Origin of the sequence: Gracilibacillus caseinilyticus, assembly GCF_022919115.1 — a bacterium.
GTDB lineage: Bacteria > Bacillota > Bacilli > Bacillales > Amphibacillaceae > Gracilibacillus > Gracilibacillus caseinilyticus.
Genome location: NZ_CP095072.1, coordinates 1,394,550 through 1,411,556 on the forward strand (window position 1 = coordinate 1,394,550; position 17,007 = coordinate 1,411,556).

Here is a 17,007-nt window from a genome sequence, read left to right on the forward strand (position 1 = left end):
TGAGTAACTATTTATTTATGAAAACTTGATATTAATATTTATTCCAAATGATATTGTTTGAAATCTGGTAATAAATTTTGGATAGGTAAAATATCATTAGACCAAATAGTCTATGGAATGGAGTAGATAAGTAATGGAACGAGTATTAGTTGCGGGTGCTACAGGTTATCTTGGACGATATGTTGTAAAAGCATTAAAACAAAAAGGTTATTATGTAAAAGTATTGGTGAGATCACAAGATAAGTTAAATCAAGAGGGGGGCTTTTCTTCTCCCTCAATCTATGAATTTGTTGATGATATTGCTATTGGGGATGTTACTAGATCACAATCGATTAAAGATGTATGCTTAGATGTTGATTTCGTTTTTTCTTCAGTAGGCATAACAAATCAAAAGAGCAATTTAACATTCATGGATGTAGATTTTAACGGGAATCTTAATTTATTGAGAGAAGCAGAACGAAGTAAGATCCGACGCTTTATGTATATTAATGTACATGGGGCTGATGAATGTTCCTCTACTTTAATTAAAGCAAAGCAGAGATTTGTAAATGAACTGAAGCATAGTTCTATTCATCATATTATTATCAATCCAACAGGCTATTACTCTGATATGACAGAATTATTAACCATGGCTCGAAAAGGAAAAGTGTTTTTATTTGGTAACGGTTTAAATAAAATGAACCCCATTCATGGAGCTGACCTTGCTAATGTTTGTGTTTCTGCATTTTCTAAAGAAAACTCAATCCTTGAGGTCGGAGGACCGCATGTTTACACTTATCATGAAATGGCTGAATTAGCTTTAAAGGTAGTAAATAAAAAGGAGAAGATTACAACAATTCCTGAGTGGTTAGTTAAAATAAGCCTACCATTATTGAGAATTATCAATAAAAAGCAATACAATCTGTTTCTGTTTTTCTTTTATATGATGACTCATGATGTTGTTGCCAAGTCAAGTGGTAACGTGGATTTAAAATCATATTATGAAAGTGTAATGAAGAAGGGTTACAATAATGTATAGTGAGACAAAACTGCATCTCATTCAAGCAACAATTGGTCTGATTATGGAACATGGTCTCGAAAAACTAACTATTAATAAGGTTATTAAAAAGGCAGAAAGCAGTAAAGGGTCTTTTTATTACCATTTTTCTAATATTGACGACTTGATGAAAGAAGCATTTTTATATTCCTTAAGTAATAGTCTAGTTGAGTTTTCATACTGTAAGGAACAATCATTTAAAGAAAATTTAAACCAATTTGGACATTATCTAATTAAAATGTCTAAGAAAAAGTCTTCAGAATATGCCATTATGTTTTTATGGATATCAAAGTGCTTTCAGGATGTAAACTATAAAAAGCAGTTTCAAGCGTAATGTGAAAGCAAATTATTGAGGAAAATTCTGTTTCAAAGGAGCTACAAAAAATATTTCAAGTCGATATAAAGTGGCTATACATGTTCGATATCATTATTGTAGGTTTTCTTATACATTGTATTCTACATGAAGATGAGGACGTACTTCTATCGATTTGGCAACAAATTGTTAATGTTATGATTTCGAATAAGGTCTAGATGTTATCATCCATAAATTGGGTGCAGTTGTTGCATAACTGTTTGTTGTTAAAGGGCGAAATTATTATAAATGAAAAAATTTAAAGAGGTGCTTTTTATGGATAATCCAATAGTAAAAGAAATCGGAACAGTATTTATACCAGTAAGAAATATAGAGAAAGCAAGAGATTGGTATTGTGACATATTAGGATTAAAAACAGATGGAGAAATTCAGTTTGGTCATCTTTACGTAATACCCTTGGAAGGTACAGGGATTGTGTTAGATAGCAAAATTTATTCAGAGGATAATATATTTAAGGCACCAGCATTCCACTTCAATACAAAAAACATTGAAGAAGCATTTCATTTTATGAGTAATAAGGGTGTTAATGTGATTACCGGAATTGAACATAATCATTATTTTAATTTCAAAGATCCGGATGGAAATATTTTAATGATCTGCAATTGTTAAGATTAAGCAAATGGGCGCGTTAGTGTAATAACTCTAATATCTAAGAGGATCCAAAATATACATTATATTATGCATTTAAATGTATATCTTGGCTCTTTGTTATTCATCTTCACTACAAAAATTTATACTATAACCAACATATGACTTGTGTTTAGATGCTGAATTTATTAAAAACGGGGAAGATAATTTCCAGTTAAGTGTTCAGTTAATTAAGCAGAAACTGTCTCGACAATCTTATTTATACTATTTGGTGTGTTGACTTTGTTAACAATAAAATTTATTGATTTTGATGTTACTTATTTTCAATGTTTGATTTTCATAATAGTAAGTTGTATTTATACATTTTTGATTTTTGGAACAGGGTTTAGTGTACGTAAGCTATTGATTGGCAGCTTATTTATTTTAGCATTTGCTACTGATATAGAATTAGGTTTATTTGTATTTATTCTACTTTTGATTTTTGGGGTGGAGGGTATAAGGACCAGATCCCATAGATAAAATACAGGTGGATGTTTTGATTTCCTTCAACTCTAATGAAAATTGTTAAACGGTTCTCAAACATAGGACAAACTAGTACTTCTCTCTTTTTAGGAGATCTGCAGTGCTGGCTGCACTTAAAAAACCACCCTGCCAAAATCGGTGGTTGGGTGGTCTTTTAAAATAACTACCTGTCCAAACGGTGACTGGAAGTTATCATATCGTCAATAAGATGGAGATAGGGCTCATCTCCCTTAGATATTCGCTTTTACAAATTCATATGTCATCTCCGCGACTTTTTTATTACCTGCTTCTGAAAAACCATGGCCCTCTCCTGGAAACACTTCCATTCTAGCGTGTGGATATAACATTTCTGCCCTCTTCCCATAATCAATGGATACAATGTCATCCTGATCTCCATGAAAAATGAGAACATTTTTATTGAATTTCCCAATATGGTCGAAGACATCATAGTCGTGAATCGATTCAAAATATATTCTACCTAACCGAACTCCCCATAACTCATGAGTATCAGGAATGCTGGCAAGAGTTGGGTACCTTTTATTCCAATCATCTGCAATACCCAGCGCCGGATAGAGCAATAAGAGTCCTTTAATGTCCTCTATATATTCATCGGCTACTAATGCAGATACTAATCCCCCTTGACTTCCTCCAAATAAAAAGATGTGATCAGGATCAACGTTTTTCCAATTTTTAATGGTTTCCATAACAGCAGCCAGATCTTCTTTTTCTGTAAATATAGACATTTCATCCGTCTTAAGGTCACTCTTAGAATATATGGAGCCGCCACAAAAGTCGAAGCAAATGGCACCCACATCATGTTGGGCTAAATAGTCACTATGCATAGCAAAATCTTGGTTTGTTCCATTAAAGCCGTGGCTAAAGATGACGACAGAGCACTTTCTCTCACTATTTGGCATGTAAGAGACGCCATGAATTTCCCTGCCCTGATGTTGTATCTTCACATTTTCTTTTTGATAACTGCTCATTTTTATACCTCCATGTCTTAGGAATTTCAAATTAGATATTCGGTTCACTCTACTGGATAAAATAACCTGAACTTTATTTTATTTTATATATGTTAATATCTAAACCAGACGCTGCTGGTAGACCTTCTGCAACTAAAATATCATCATTCAAAAAAGCTAATGCCTTACTATTCGTAATAATTTTTGGATAGGATCTAAATAATCCGTTTTTCAACTTGTTGTTTACACTACCGTTATTCTCAATATACATTTTGCAAGGTTCCCCTGTATAATCCTTCCCTTCTAGCATATACCTAGCTGATAACGTATGTCGATCATCAAACCTTCCCATGATTTGCGTGTCGACTCCTCCGTCAAGAATCTCTCCTTTAAAATAATCGCCCGTTACATGGCCTTTAAAAGTAATCATTATGACGGAATCACCATCATTATTGTTTAGTTTGATCGTATTCTCTATTTGAACATGTACCGTAAGTATTTCTTCGACATCCATTTTTCCAATCCTCCTTTGTAAGAGTCTGTCTTATATGCTGTTCATGTTTCCGTTTTATGTGTAATTTTAGTATATCACCCATTGTTGGATCTGGGGTTCTCTTTTAGTGCTTTTGTCCTTTTATAGGGTCTGACACCAGCGTCAGAATGTTCAGTTGCAGAGATTACTAGTATTAATGATCCGTTTTTCGAAATTTCATCATTATCAATCCAATACTAGTAAAATTTGTTATATACTTATAGATAGAAAAATAAATAGAGGGAGAGGGAAAACAAAATGAAAATGATTGATTTAAGTGTTCCGTTAAGCCCTAAAGTAAAAGAGCCAACACCACCTAAGATTCAATATAATAATCATGAACAAGGTGCGGAAGAGGCCATTCATGTATTTAAACAAAAAGGATTAGAATTGAAAAAAGAAGACTTCCATAGAGGGAAAGCTTGATACTTATGCATTATTTTCAGAGATAAATTTTAGATAATCCATCGTGATATCCTTCATACGCTTGGTTATTTGACGAATCTCACGATCATGATTAGACTCCACATGCATTTTAGCTTGATAAGAAGTACTTGTAGATACACATAGTTGTGTAACAAATGAATCGTTGATCGCGGTAGTTCGTTTGAATTAACTAAAGGATACTTATTTACAAATACCAATGGAGGCTAATATGAAATACAACATTAGTGCATTATCAAATCTTCTTAATGTTTCAACGAATACAATCAGAAGGTATGAAAAGTTAGGGTATCTTACACCAGAAAGATCTCGAAATAATTATCGTTATTATAGCGATCCTGATATTCAAAAGTTTATGAATGTAAGATTATTACGAAAATATGGCTTTACCCATACAGAAATAGGAAGTATGAAGAGTAATGAACTGTCAGGGTTAATAACTGCATTCGAAACGAGATTGGAAACAATCGATGAAGAGATTAACTATCTAACTAATCTAAGACATCGAATTAAAGATGATTTCGTTTTAATGAAAAAAGCCGATGCGTCTAAACAACCATTCTATATAAGAGATTGTGTTGCTTTCTCCTATGTACTCTATCAAAGGGGAGAGCAAATATTAAAAGAACCTGAAAGATTAATGACCGTGCAAGATTATTTACACTTGTCACCAGAGGTGCAGCGTATTTACTTAATCAGAAAAGAAGATGTAGAAAAGGATCATATTATTCTTAACGCGGGTTGGGCAATCAAAATGTCCGATTTAGACAGATTTAAAATAAAAGATCGTGCATACACGGAAAGATACGAAAAACGTAAATCGTTGTTGAGTGTGGTCAAACTCCCGGTAAATATGAAAAAAACAGGGAAGTCTTTGAACGTAAAAGAATCCTTGCTAAAAGAACCATTTCAATATATGAAAGAGCAGAACTTAACAATCACCGGCGATATTATTGGAGTTGTCATTGCCAATGTGTTAGAAGAGGACCAGGAAATGCAATATATTTTAGTTGGTATTCCAATCGCATTAATGTAAACGCTTTATTGACTTTGACATGGGGTCAACCTTTATACTAATTTTCGTAGAGGGTCATACAATCGCTTGGAAGGAGTGAATGGGGCACTTGCGAAAGATAGCAAAAGGTACACATTAGCTCTCTGCTAGTAGTTTTCCAAAGCTGCATTTGATCTAAGGAAGCTTTTGAACTTTATCGGGAGGAGTGTAAGAATGTCGAATAAGTCAAAAAAAGCGATGAGAAAATTAATGACTTACATGATGCTTTTCACTATCGTCTTTTACAGTATTGGTGATATAACGGCGTTTGCTAGTGATACAACCAATAGCCGAAAAATAGACGTATGGGATTTTGGAGGTGTTCAAGAGTCAGGGGATTTATATAACAATAATATTACGGCCGATATTCTTGATAGCAAAACTTCTATTAAGTCAGGTACTTTTGCAACCACGACATATGGCGATTTAACGGTAGGAAATCCGAGTTCTAGTGACCGGTCATACTACCTTGCGTTAGATGGTACTACCCCAGGGCTCAATTCCTCTGGTACGTGGGGAGGGATGAGTTATAGCTATGAAGACGGATATAACGGAAACGGCATTTATTACGCAAATGGTACGGGAGGTACAGAGAGAAGATTTCTAACGCTTGATCATGTTGTTGCCGGAGATAAAATTACGGTTTATGGTGGGACAAGTAATGGGGATGAATCCCTGCACTTCGTTCACGCAGACGTTAGTATGGAAGGCACAGATGTTACCGTAACTCCAGATACTTCAGAAGTTCAGGACAGTTCAGCTCCTTTCACTACCACATACCAAAAGGTTGATTTTGTTGCGCAATATTCTGGAACTTATCAAATTTATGTATCAGCCGAATCAGGTGGGAAACCTCGCTTTAATAGAGTGGTGAGAACGCCAGGAGTGAAGGTAAGCGGTACGGTGAATCTAAATGATAGTGATATTTCTCCAGGTTATGCACTTAATTTCACTAATCAGACGACAGGAGATACAACAACCGTCCAAGTAAATGCAGACAACACGTTCGATGCCGTTCTTGCAACGGGTTATGATTATATTGCCACTTTTAATGAAGTAGCAGGCTATCGGATCTCTGATGTAACAAAGGTTATAAGCACCTCAACGTCAGATATGGCGACAGGTACAAGCGTTAGCTTAGATGTAGTAGCTAATAAGCTTGTCACAGCGAGCGGAAATATCAATGGTTTTGAAAGCGGTTACGATATAGATGATTTAGAAATTCAATATCATCCTCCTGAGGGAAGCCTTGCTTCATCGGTTACAGCTACCATTGATACAGATGACATGACATATTCCGCAGATGTTCAGGACGGAATAGAGTATACAGCCGTTATGTCAGGTGTGAACGATTACGAAATTGCAGAAGGTGGTAGCCTAAAACTTAGTGCGGACACTGCTCAGGATCTTACGGTTGTTAAAAAAGCAGTTTATTCCGCCTCGGGGGAATTTCAGGGATTATCTTCAACGGCTCAAATTTCAAGTATTACATTTACCAACGTTGATGATGGATACGTTTATTCTGGGACCGTTTCAAACGGAGGATATACGGCAAGTCTTAGAGACGGCGCGTACAGCGTTTCAGCAGTTAGTTCTGAAAATGATAGCACAAGTTCTCACGTCGTTATTAATGGGGAGGATACCACAAAGGATATTTTATTTGTTAACAACACGTCACCAGAGCCTCTGGAATGGGTACCAGATTTATATGTTGGCGACAGCTCAAAGGAACATAATTATAGTACCGTTAAGGAAGCTCTTCATGCTGCAGAAAGAATGAACCCCACAGATGAAGCACACCGAATTACCATTCACATTGCACCTGGTGTTTATAGAGCACAACTGATTATATCAACACCATACATTACCCTTGTAAATACCAACCCAAATCCAACCAGTGATCCGGACACCCAGGTTAAAATTACTTGGTATTATGGAATAGGATATAAATATTACAGTATAGGAGAGGATGGTTTCTATAGTGAAGAGCGCGCATTTGACAAGCACGCAAAGAATACGGCTAATAAATGGGGAGGAACCGTTTATCTCACTAGCGCTGCTAAACACTTCAAAGCGGAAAACATTGTATTTGAAAATTCTTTCAATAAATATGTTACCGATGAAGAATTGGAAGATGGTGTAGCGTTAGCCGATGTTAATGGCAGTAATATCAATGTAGAGAGAAAGGTTTATACAGATGTTACTTCAAAAGAAGCTACAGAAAGAGCTGCTGCTATTCTGATTGAAGGGGACCATGCAGAATTTTTAGACTGCCGTTTTCTTGGAAGCCAGGATACAGTTTTCACTGGTGGCAGCGGTACAAATAGCATCTATTTTAAAAACTCTTTCATAGAAGGGAACACGGACTATATATTTGGTGACGGAAATGTAGTATTTGATAATGTTACATTGAATTTTGCTGGTTACAGTGATAAGGCTGTAGGTGGTTATATAACAGCAGCAAAAGATGAAGCGCCTTATGGATATCTATTTAGAAATAGTACCATAACAGCCGACAATAATAATCTGAATGCATCAGGTTATTTCGGAAGACCATGGGGAGCCGAAGCAAGCGTAACATTTTTAAACACCAAGCTCGAAAGCGATTCTATAATAGAGCCAAGTGGCTGGCATGATATGTCGGGTCCACCTGAAAACGCGAATTACGCGGAATACAACACTACGTACAATGGGGAAGCTGTAGATACATCACAAAGAAGAGTGCCCGTTTTAACAGATGCTGAAGCAGCCACATTTAATGTTACCGATTATTTCGGAGGTTGGACACCGTCTTATTATACGGATGAAAGTGATACAGCTCCAACATTTAAGGTGGATCCTTTCTTCACAACAGAGGATGATATCAATATACCTTACACTGGAAATACAATTAGCTTAGGGTATGAATTTGATCAGGCTAACGTAAATGACAGTTCGTTAATCCAATGGTACAGAGTGAGTCCGGATGGACAGGAAACATTGATCAAAGCAACAAAAGCCTCCATTTCCAAGACGTACAAAATCTCAAGTGAAGATGTCGGAAATTATATTAAGGCTGTTGTTACCCCTGAGACAGTGAGCGGGTTAAAAGGCACTCCGATGTCCATTCAACTCGACAACTTGGTAAAATCTGGTTCATCAGGGAATGGTGGAGGAAATGAGATACCAGATGGAGAGCGTGTAAATATTTATATAGCAGGTGATTCCACTGTTAAAACATACGGCCCTACTCTAGAAACAGGAGGTTGGGGAGAATATTTACAGAGCTTTTTCAATTCTGAAAAGGTGAATGTGATGAACTACGCAAACGGAGGCAGAAGTTCGAGAAGTTTCATAAACGAAGGAAGTCTCGATAAAATTGCTTCTACTATTCAAGCTGGTGACTATTTATTGATTCAGTTTGGACATAATGATGCAGCCAATCAATCAGGATATCTGTTAGATCGATTTGTTTCCATGGGAGAACCGGATGAGAATGGTATGTATCCTTCCACTCCGGGTGTGGAAGAGGCAACACCGTCAAGTCTTGAATCCAAGTACGGTGCAGAATATTATCCTTATACAAGCGGTACCTTCAAGTGGTATTTGCAGCAGTATATTGATACAGCGAAAAATGCGGGTGCAACCCCTATATTAGCAACGCCTGTTTCCAGACAATATTTTAATTCAGATGGTACGATCAAACCACATCATGATGCAACAGATACGACAACAGGAACGGTTACAACGTCTAATAATGCTTATGTAGAAGCTGTTGAACAGCTAGGCGAGGAACAGGACGTTGAGGTTATTGACATGTTTGATTTAACAAAAGATTATTTTGAGAAAGCATACAAAAATGACGCAGAAGCTAGTGATGGAACTTCTCCTCTAGCAAGAGCAGTTATGTATACAGGTGATTCAACGCACAATAATAAAATAGGTGGTTTTTATAATGGCGGTTTAATGGCCAAGGAGATACAAGGTCTTGGTTATACTATCTCTAATTATGTGATGCCACCTGAAAGAGTTGGTGGTGTTGCAGGTCCTGGTCATGTCGAATTTGAAGTAGATTCACATAGCGATGTCAGTGTATATACTACTGATGACAGCGGTACTTATACAAATGAATTGGATTCTTATTGGACGGGGGAAACGCAGGCCCTGATTGATAGTCTGTCTCCTGCTGAACCGACTGATTCAACGATTTGGGTTGTAGGGGATTCCACTGTAAGTGCTTTTAACGATGATTATTATTATCCAAGATATGGATGGGGTACCCAAATAGGAAAATACCTTGACGGTTCTTTTGACATTCAAAACATTGCTTTGTCCGGAAGAAGTTCCAAAAGCTATACAACGGATGTTGAGTATCAGACATTACGCAGTGGTATGAAGGATGGCGATTACTTATTAATAGGTTTCGGTCATAATGATGAAAAACGAGAACCAGAAAGATATACCAACCCGAATGGAACCTATTTAGAGAAAGGATCTTTTGCGAATTCCCTGTATGAAAATTACATTAAACCGGCACAAGCTGCGGGCACGAAAGTCATTCTGTCTACACCTATCGTAAGAAGAACTGCTACAGGTGAGTGGAGCGACTCCAATCTTCATGTTACCGGAACTTCAGGAGATTACGAAGGTGGAGATTATGCACAGGCAATTCGGGATTTGGGCACTGCGCTAGATCTACCGGTTGTTGATATGACCTCTTTAACCAAAAATGTATATGACGAATTGGGTCCAGATGAAACGCAATATCTACATGCTTGGACATCTTCTGACCCAGTTACTGTTGATAATACGCACACAAATATTTGGGGCGGGGCATATAATGCATACCTCGTTACGCAGGCGATGAAAGATTTAGGAGTAAATGGACTTGCGGAGCATGTGGTTAGTACTGAAGCGCCAACCAAGGCAGAAACTTTGGTTTCTAATCCTGATTATGAGGAACCAACCTATGATAACGATTTAAAGCAAAGTACATTATGGCAAGATCATGGTATTTGGAAAGGAACTGTCTTCGGTTCTGTCGGGGGCACTCCAAGTACTTCACATCAAACGCTTGAAACAGACAAAGATGGTAACATGCATATTGCAGTAGCGAATAATAAAGGGAAAATTGCCAGTACCATCGATGGTATTGCCATGTATTATTATAAAGTACCTGCTGATAGTACGTTTACCTTAACTGCTAAAGCTAAAATCAATCGATTTGATCTTAACAATCAAGTTTCCTTTGGTTTGATGGCTAGGGACGATATGTATATCGATTTGGATACTAAGGCTCCTATGGGTGATTATGTGGCAGCGGCTCCTTTACAGCTTACTTCTGCATCCAATGGAGGATTCTGGAATGGCTTTGCAAGAAAAAATGGAGTGTTACTCCAGGGCGGCACGGCTGAACATTCAATTTTTGAAGAAGATACTGTTGACCTTTCCATTGAAAGTAGTTCAGACGGTTATGCAGTTAAATTTGGAAATGAAGCAACAGTAACGGAAGGATTTGATTTTAAACTGACTAAAATTGATCCTGATTACGTTTATGTAGGTCTGTTCGTTGCTCGCAATGCCGATGTTACCTTTAGCGATATTAAGCTAGTTGTTGATGGTGAGGAAGTAACGGCTGGAGACCAAGATGGCGATGGTGACAAGGATGATCAAGGCGGCGATGGCGACAAGGATGACCAAGGTGGCAATGGCGATAAGGATGATCAAGACGGCAATGGTGACAAGGATGACCAGGACGGCGATGATGATCAGGGTGATCAAGGAGGAAATGAAGCTCCAAGTAAAGATGTTACGGTTGAGATCGGAAAAACAGTAGAAGTCAACGCTGGAGGAACGGTTACCATCAAAGGAACGAACACGAAGATAACCTTACCTGATGATCTTCCTGCAGGTACAAAAATTCATGTGAAGAAAGCAAATAAAGAAGCACCAGGCCTTGAACGAGCTGGTGATGCTTATACATTTGAATTTACGTATCCAAATGGTACGTATAGTGGAACTTTCACCTTATCCTTAGGCTATGATCAAGAAAAATACGATGCAGATGAAGTGAATATTTATTATTTCAATGAAGGCACAGAGAAGTGGGAACGAAAAGGTGGTCACGCAAAAGACGGGGTTATTTCATTACAAGTATCACACTTCTCCACGTACGGTGTATTTGCTGACTCAGGTGATGAAACACCTGGAGCTGGAAGCGACGATCAGTCTAGTGATGATGAGCTTCCGCAAACAGCTACGAATCTATATAATTACCTGTTCTTAGGTATGCTTCTACTACTAGTTGGCGCAACAATTATGGTAATAAGAAGGAGAAATAGCCTTTAAATGAAAAAGAGCGGGATTCCAATTCTATTTAATTTGGAATCCCGTTTATATTAGGGCATAGGGGGGCATCGTAATAGCCCATTGCAATCTCCCTCTTTCAGGTAGTTTCTTTTAGGTCATTAGTTGTACGTTAGCGGCTGTCTGTTCCACTTCTTCTTATAGTTGATCTGAAGTCTTCTTCGTTTCCGGATTGTTAAATATATTTGTTATGTAAGAGGAATAAAGGCATTGAATCGTAAATATGTATCCAATGCCTTTTTGATCCCTATTTCATCAGTTTGACAATTCACTTAAACTGATTACACGGGAAAAGTAGGATAGAATCTCTTTATTGTGTGTTACGACAACAATTGTTTTACCCTCTTGATTTAATTTCGATAAATAGTCTAATATTAATTTTTCGTTCTTCACATCTAAGCTGGCTGTTGGTTCATCTGAAAGTATTAAATCACTTTCTTGTAAGATAAGTCTTATGATGGCTATTCGCTGCTGCTCACCACCACATAATTGATAAACCATTTTATCTCTTAAGTGGGATAGGTTAAATTCTTTTAGAAGCATATCAATTTTTTCTGTCTTTTTGCCTTTTTTTAATTTTTTATATGCTAAAGCTAATTGAAGATTCCATCTAACGGTTTCATCTTCTACTAAACCATAATTTTGAAATAAATAACCTATTTTTCTTCTTCTTAATAACATTGCTGTTTTAGAATGAATGGTAGGGTTTTTCTCGCCATATAGTGTCAAATCCCCATCGTCTTTTTTGGTGATTAATCCCATTATGTTTAGCAATGTTGTTTTGCCTTTTCCACTTTCACCCGTTATGGCAACCATTTCGTTTTCTTTAATGCTTAAGCTTATCGCGTTTTTCCTTATACTCTTCATATTTTGAAATAGAAAAAGATATGGATACAGTAATAATTAACATCAATAAGATCTTTATTATATATAACGCATAATTTAATGTATTAGAATATACTTTATTTTTAATCATTAAGTTTATATTAATAAATTTCAAACTGATTTGAGTAAATAACAGCATCAACATATTTAATAGAATGATAAATCCCATAAATAGTATTATTAGAACAAAATAGCGTGGCACCACTCGACCGATATTCAAATAATATACAAAGTGAATGCTTAATGTTATCAATAAGATTATTACCTCTAAAAGCAAAAAGTTTTTCATCGAATCTGCTATCATTTTTAATTTGGAAAATCCCATTACCTTTTTAATAGCATTTATTTTAATTCTAGTAAATGTATATATGAATAGAACTAATAAAGAAATAATCAGAAAAATAACAAAGTTGAAAGCATTGTACTGAAGAATTTGACTATACGGAATTCCGCTGTTATAAGCTTCAATCCGATTACCTGTTTGTTTTGAAATGTTATCTAGAGTCACAGGAGATATATCCGTATAGAAAACGCCATTATTATCCACAAAATCTTCTTTTGTAAGATTTTTGTAGTTAAAAGTCGTATCAGGCGAAATGGACGCAGGTTTATCGATATTTTCCAATTGACTATGGTAAATGTTGTAGATGAACTGATTATCTTTTGAAACAGGTGTCTTTATTAATTCTAATTTACACTCATTCTGTGATAAACAGGTTTCATAAATTGCATCATATAAATTTTTCAGATCGTTACCAGAAGAACTTTCTGCTATATAGCCATCTAATGAGGTATCTCCTAAACTATTAACCTCATAAATAGCATAAATAGAAGTGCTAAATATGTATGACAAAAGTAATAGCTGTCCTGTTAGAAATATAAATAAGACTTTTTACATAAGCTCTCCATTATTTTGAAATTTTTAAAGAAAGGCGAATAAACCGTAATTTTTAGATTCGCTTCATAATTATCTTTCATAATAGTCGTAGCTTGATGACATTATTGCTAATGCGGTGATAATAGACTTCTTAATGTTTTTCATTTTGAATTCCTACCATAGATTTAACCACCTCTTCACATGATAGTTTACCATAAAAAGGATATTGATCAAGAAAAATATGTAAATAAATAGTGTTTATCAATTATGATTTTATTCAATTTTAAGAGTTTATAGTAATTGTCAGTATTGAGTATGGCAGTATGAAATTTCATACCCCGGCATTGGAGTTCAGACCTCACCAAAAGACAAATGGCATGGTTTTGTAGAGGCGGAGAGGACAAGTGAGAAGGTAAGTAGTTTATCATTGAAAAGAACGCTTGTTCGAAATAATTATTGTAAAAAACGGATAATGTTCTTTTAGGGTAAGGTCGGCTAATCCCCTTAACGGAAGGGGGGGTGCTTATGAGTATGTATGAGAGTTTCATGGAGGGCCTCAGGAAGAAGATCATGCAGGCGTTGCCACAGGGCGTGGTGAATTTAGCCAGCGACCCCCTAATTTCTTGGTACCTTCTTGATTGATTGCTCGCTTTGATTGTATCACTGATCAATAAAAAATAGACCTCCCTATTTGCCCAACAAGTAACTAGGAGAGGTCTATCACCACTTTCGATAGCCGATCCCTCTGGGGGAACCGCTTATCCATAACCCGTAGTGACCGCTACCGGTTATTATTATATGCATTTCTTACTGAAATTATAGCATAAAATGAAAAAGGAGTCACAATCTCAGCTGGCTTTCTTATGTCTTAGGAATTTGTACTTCATTCTGTTGTAATTTGCCTTTCTTACTGAAATTCGTATAATTATTCCTAAGCTTTTTTGGTAAAAAAATATTTAAGTCTGTTTTATCAAATTGTACAGCATACATCTTAAATTATGAGAAACGCTTGAAAAAGGAATAATTGTTTGTATTTGTTATGTTATACTAAATTATGGATAATGTTTTTGGGGAAGAGTCGACTAATCCCCCTTAACGGAAGGGATGATACGATGAGTCTAGCTGAAAGTTTTTCACTACTGCTTAGTTTTGGTGCTTTCTTGATTGCATTGCTCGCTTTGGTCATTTCTTTGGTTAATCGGAAATAGATCTTTCTGTTTTTAGCAGAGGTCTTTCATAGCCATTATAGCGAATCCTTTTTGGGAACTATTTTTCTGTAGCTCGTAGTGTCTGCTGCGGTTTAGTGCTATGTTTTTAAGATAGTATTATAGAGTGAGGAACCAATTACAAATACTATGAATACGTGCATGCTTTATAAATAGGCAAGGCTGGAAGCTAGTGGTTACTGGTACAGTGGTTAGGTTGTCGTTTTGATAGGAAGATTGATAAAAAGTGCGTGGATGAAATGGAGTGTGGCAATGTAATAAACGTGCCAAATTATTTATGTGGAGGTGTTTATCAATGATTTTAGTTAGTTCTTGTTTAGCCGGGTTAAAAGTAAGATATAACGGAACCCATAGTTTAGATCATCGTATCAGTAAATTGATTAATGAGCATAAAGCAACACCTGTATGTCCGGAATTGCTTGGTGGTTTTTCAACTCCCAGAGAACCTGCTGAAATAATAGATGGTAATGGGGAAGACGTATTGGCTGGAAATGCTAAAGTAGTGGAGAAATCAGGTAAGGACGTTACGGAATTATACATAAAAGGGGCTTATATTACCTTGGAAAAAGCTAAACAGGTTAATGCAACAATGGTTGTTCTTAAGGAGAATAGTCCATCTTGTGGAAGTTCAATGATTTATAATGGTGAATTTATAGGGGAGAAAATGGCTGGGAATGGAGTTACAAGTGCCTTATTAAAAAGAAACGGTTTACGGGTCATTTCAGAAGAACAGTTTGCCGATAACTTTGATGAATTAATATAATTTATTTTCAATTATTGTGTGCATCTCTTTAATGGGGAGTGGTGCCAATGGTGCACCGCTCATCCATTTTATGGAATGAGAATTCCGCGTGGGTACGTCTATATGGAGCAAGACCCCTTTACTCAACAGACGTGCCAAATTATTGGATAATAAATTATTATTATATGTCTGGAGTATTAAATAAAAGAAAAGGTTTAAAGAGGTGCTTTTTATGGATAATCCAATAGTAAAAGAAATCGGAACAGTATTTATACCAGTAAGAAATATAGAGAAAGCAAGAGATTGGTACTGTGACATATTAGGATTAAAAACAGATGGAGAAATTCAGTTTGGTCATCTTTACGTAATACCCATGGAAGGTACAGGGATTGTGTTAGATAGCAAAATTTATTCAGAGGATAATATATTTAAAACACCAGCATTCCACTTCAATACAAAAAACATTGAAGAAGCATTTCATTTTATGAGTAATAAGGGTGTTAATGTGATTACTGGAATTGAACATAATCATTATTTTAATTTCAAAGATCCGGATGGAAATATTTTAATGATCTGCAATGGTTAAGATTAAGCAATCGGGTGCGCTTATCGAATAAGTGTATCCTTCAGAATCGGGCCAGGTTGTGGCACAATTTGAAGGGGGGAATTATGTGGTTAACACAGTTAAAAAATTTCACCTGTGGGTTCCATTACTATTTTTACTTATCGAAATTGTCCTAACTTCGTTTTTGATGGAAGAGTTGATAGATGCTTCTCCACCTAATTATGGATATTTCGCTTTCTTAACACCAATAATTGGTTTACTCTCTTTTTTCTACATTCGAAAATCCACAGAAAAAAATTATACGTTTTTGATATGGACTTTTCAGTTATTAAATTGGGTGTTTATTGTTTTTCTAATCGCTGTTATTGTAATTTTCATGTTAGCGTTTATTTAGCTGAAGGGACTTTTCAAGGAGAATAAATCACGATATTAGTAGAAAGCACCCCCTGCGTAAACATAGATAACAACAAAGGATGACTATATAGATGATGGAATATTATTATAAAACGCATCTAAATGGCTTTACAACAAAACCTTTAATAGTTTATAGAGGAATCCATCAAATTGGAGTTATTCAAGGTTATTTTGACAATATATTCAAGAAGGTTATAGATGAGTTTGTAGGCGGGGTACCTATGTTTCTGAAATAAGAGTTAAAGGATGAATTAGGAAAAACGCGGTTACTCACTTGGAATTTATATTTTCCGTTAGGAAGTATAAAATTTTAGCGAAGAAGCAGTTCGACGTAGTTAAAATTTATGTTGTACCAAGTATAAGAAAAACTATGGCATTTGGCAACAAGCCCCGAAGTGACCGATATCAGCGGGGAATATTTTTATAAAAGAAAAATGGC

General features: G+C 36.0%; 14 protein-coding genes. 10 read left to right on the forward strand and 4 right to left on the reverse strand.

Annotated elements, in window-relative coordinates; translation table 11 throughout:
* Nucleotides 1-133 precede the first annotated feature (133 nt).
* From MUN88_RS06790 to MUN88_RS06800, 3 genes are all read left to right on the forward strand, one after another.
* Nucleotides 134-1,018 (forward strand): SDR family oxidoreductase, encoded by an 885-nt coding sequence (locus MUN88_RS06790; protein ID WP_244722543.1) that lies wholly within the window; start codon nucleotides 134-136, stop codon nucleotides 1,016-1,018.
* Nucleotides 1,011-1,370, forward strand: coding sequence for a TetR/AcrR family transcriptional regulator (locus MUN88_RS06795; protein ID WP_244722545.1), 360 nt, complete (start codon nucleotides 1,011-1,013; stop codon nucleotides 1,368-1,370). The genes MUN88_RS06790 and MUN88_RS06795 overlap by 8 nt, the downstream gene beginning before the upstream one ends.
* Before the next feature lie 294 nt (nucleotides 1,371-1,664).
* The gene (locus MUN88_RS06800) at nucleotides 1,665-2,018 is read left to right on the forward strand and encodes a VOC family protein (RefSeq protein ID WP_244722546.1); all 354 of its coding nucleotides are present in this window, start codon (nucleotides 1,665-1,667) and stop codon (nucleotides 2,016-2,018) included.
* 731 nt (nucleotides 2,019-2,749) lie between these two features.
* Here MUN88_RS06800 and MUN88_RS06805 read toward each other — a convergent pair.
* Both MUN88_RS06805 and MUN88_RS06810 read right to left on the reverse strand, forming a co-directional pair.
* The gene (locus tag MUN88_RS06805; RefSeq protein WP_244722549.1) at nucleotides 2,750-3,505 is read right to left on the reverse strand and encodes an alpha/beta hydrolase family protein; all 756 of its coding nucleotides are present in this window, start codon (nucleotides 3,503-3,505) and stop codon (nucleotides 2,750-2,752) included.
* A gap of 73 nt (nucleotides 3,506-3,578) precedes the next feature.
* Complete coding sequence (locus MUN88_RS06810; RefSeq protein WP_244722552.1) at nucleotides 3,579-3,998, reverse strand: DUF3237 family protein; 420 nt, start codon at nucleotides 3,996-3,998, stop codon at nucleotides 3,579-3,581.
* A 276-nt stretch (nucleotides 3,999-4,274) separates the two neighbouring features.
* Between MUN88_RS06810 and MUN88_RS06815 the strand changes: the two genes are divergently transcribed.
* The 3 genes from MUN88_RS06815 to MUN88_RS21705 all read left to right on the forward strand — a co-directional run bounded on the left by MUN88_RS06815 (nucleotide 4,275) and on the right by MUN88_RS21705 (nucleotide 11,841).
* Nucleotides 4,275-4,442: a hypothetical protein gene (locus MUN88_RS06815; protein WP_244722554.1), complete on the forward strand. Its 168-nt coding sequence runs from the start codon at nucleotides 4,275-4,277 to the stop codon at nucleotides 4,440-4,442.
* 229 nt (nucleotides 4,443-4,671) lie between these two features.
* Complete coding sequence (locus MUN88_RS06820) at nucleotides 4,672-5,496, forward strand: MerR family transcriptional regulator (RefSeq protein WP_244722557.1); 825 nt, start codon at nucleotides 4,672-4,674, stop codon at nucleotides 5,494-5,496.
* A 192-nt stretch (nucleotides 5,497-5,688) separates the two neighbouring features.
* Nucleotides 5,689-11,841 (forward strand): pectinesterase family protein, encoded by a 6,153-nt coding sequence (locus tag MUN88_RS21705; protein WP_305852495.1) that lies wholly within the window; start codon nucleotides 5,689-5,691, stop codon nucleotides 11,839-11,841.
* A 273-nt stretch (nucleotides 11,842-12,114) separates the two neighbouring features.
* Here the strand turns inward: MUN88_RS21705 and MUN88_RS06840 are convergent, their stop codons facing one another.
* Nucleotides 12,115-12,675, reverse strand: coding sequence for an ATP-binding cassette domain-containing protein (locus MUN88_RS06840; protein WP_244722560.1), 561 nt, complete (start codon nucleotides 12,673-12,675; stop codon nucleotides 12,115-12,117).
* Between the two features lie 10 nt (nucleotides 12,676-12,685).
* A complete protein-coding gene (locus tag MUN88_RS06845) occupies nucleotides 12,686-13,597 on the reverse strand; it encodes a bacteriocin-associated integral membrane family protein (protein WP_244722565.1) in 912 nt (303 codons plus the stop codon).
* A gap of 1,136 nt (nucleotides 13,598-14,733) precedes the next feature.
* On the opposite strand from MUN88_RS06845, the gene MUN88_RS06850 reads away from it, so the two are divergent.
* The 4 genes from MUN88_RS06850 (at nucleotide 14,734) to MUN88_RS06865 (ending at nucleotide 16,804) form a co-directional block, all read left to right on the forward strand.
* Nucleotides 14,734-14,829 (forward strand): putative holin-like toxin, encoded by a 96-nt coding sequence (locus MUN88_RS06850; protein ID WP_244722568.1) that lies wholly within the window; start codon nucleotides 14,734-14,736, stop codon nucleotides 14,827-14,829.
* A gap of 313 nt (nucleotides 14,830-15,142) precedes the next feature.
* The gene (locus MUN88_RS06855) at nucleotides 15,143-15,610 is read left to right on the forward strand and encodes a 2-thiouracil desulfurase family protein (RefSeq protein ID WP_244722570.1); all 468 of its coding nucleotides are present in this window, start codon (nucleotides 15,143-15,145) and stop codon (nucleotides 15,608-15,610) included.
* A 211-nt stretch (nucleotides 15,611-15,821) separates the two neighbouring features.
* A complete protein-coding gene (locus tag MUN88_RS06860; RefSeq protein ID WP_244722572.1) occupies nucleotides 15,822-16,175 on the forward strand; it encodes a VOC family protein in 354 nt (117 codons plus the stop codon).
* 464 nt (nucleotides 16,176-16,639) lie between these two features.
* The gene (locus tag MUN88_RS06865) at nucleotides 16,640-16,804 is read left to right on the forward strand and encodes a tubby C-terminal domain-like protein (RefSeq protein WP_244722575.1); all 165 of its coding nucleotides are present in this window, start codon (nucleotides 16,640-16,642) and stop codon (nucleotides 16,802-16,804) included.
* Nucleotides 16,805-17,007: the final 203 nt, after the last annotated feature.

Bases quoted from the DNA above. Each gene is read 5' to 3' on its own strand.
- MUN88_RS06820 (WP_244722557.1), top strand. From the start codon at position 4,672: ATGAAATACAACATTAGTGCATTATCAAATCTTCTTAATGTTTCAACG.
- MUN88_RS06840 (WP_244722560.1), bottom strand. From the start codon at position 12,675: ATGGTTGCCATAACGGGTGAAAGTGGAAAAGGCAAAACAACATTGCTA.
- MUN88_RS21705 (WP_305852495.1), top strand. From the start codon at position 5,689: ATGTCGAATAAGTCAAAAAAAGCGATGAGAAAATTAATGACTTACATG.
- MUN88_RS06805 (WP_244722549.1), bottom strand. From the start codon at position 3,505: ATGAGCAGTTATCAAAAAGAAAATGTGAAGATACAACATCAGGGCAGG.
- MUN88_RS06855 (WP_244722570.1), top strand. From the start codon at position 15,143: ATGATTTTAGTTAGTTCTTGTTTAGCCGGGTTAAAAGTAAGATATAAC.
- MUN88_RS06815 (WP_244722554.1), top strand. From the start codon at position 4,275: ATGAAAATGATTGATTTAAGTGTTCCGTTAAGCCCTAAAGTAAAAGAG.
- MUN88_RS06810 (WP_244722552.1), bottom strand. From the start codon at position 3,998: ATGGATGTCGAAGAAATACTTACGGTACATGTTCAAATAGAGAATACG.
- MUN88_RS06790 (WP_244722543.1), top strand. From the start codon at position 134: ATGGAACGAGTATTAGTTGCGGGTGCTACAGGTTATCTTGGACGATAT.
- MUN88_RS06850 (WP_244722568.1), top strand. From the start codon at position 14,734: ATGAGTCTAGCTGAAAGTTTTTCACTACTGCTTAGTTTTGGTGCTTTC.
- MUN88_RS06860 (WP_244722572.1), top strand. From the start codon at position 15,822: ATGGATAATCCAATAGTAAAAGAAATCGGAACAGTATTTATACCAGTA.
- MUN88_RS06800 (WP_244722546.1), top strand. From the start codon at position 1,665: ATGGATAATCCAATAGTAAAAGAAATCGGAACAGTATTTATACCAGTA.
- MUN88_RS06865 (WP_244722575.1), top strand. From the start codon at position 16,640: ATGATGGAATATTATTATAAAACGCATCTAAATGGCTTTACAACAAAA.
- MUN88_RS06795 (WP_244722545.1), top strand. From the start codon at position 1,011: ATGTATAGTGAGACAAAACTGCATCTCATTCAAGCAACAATTGGTCTG.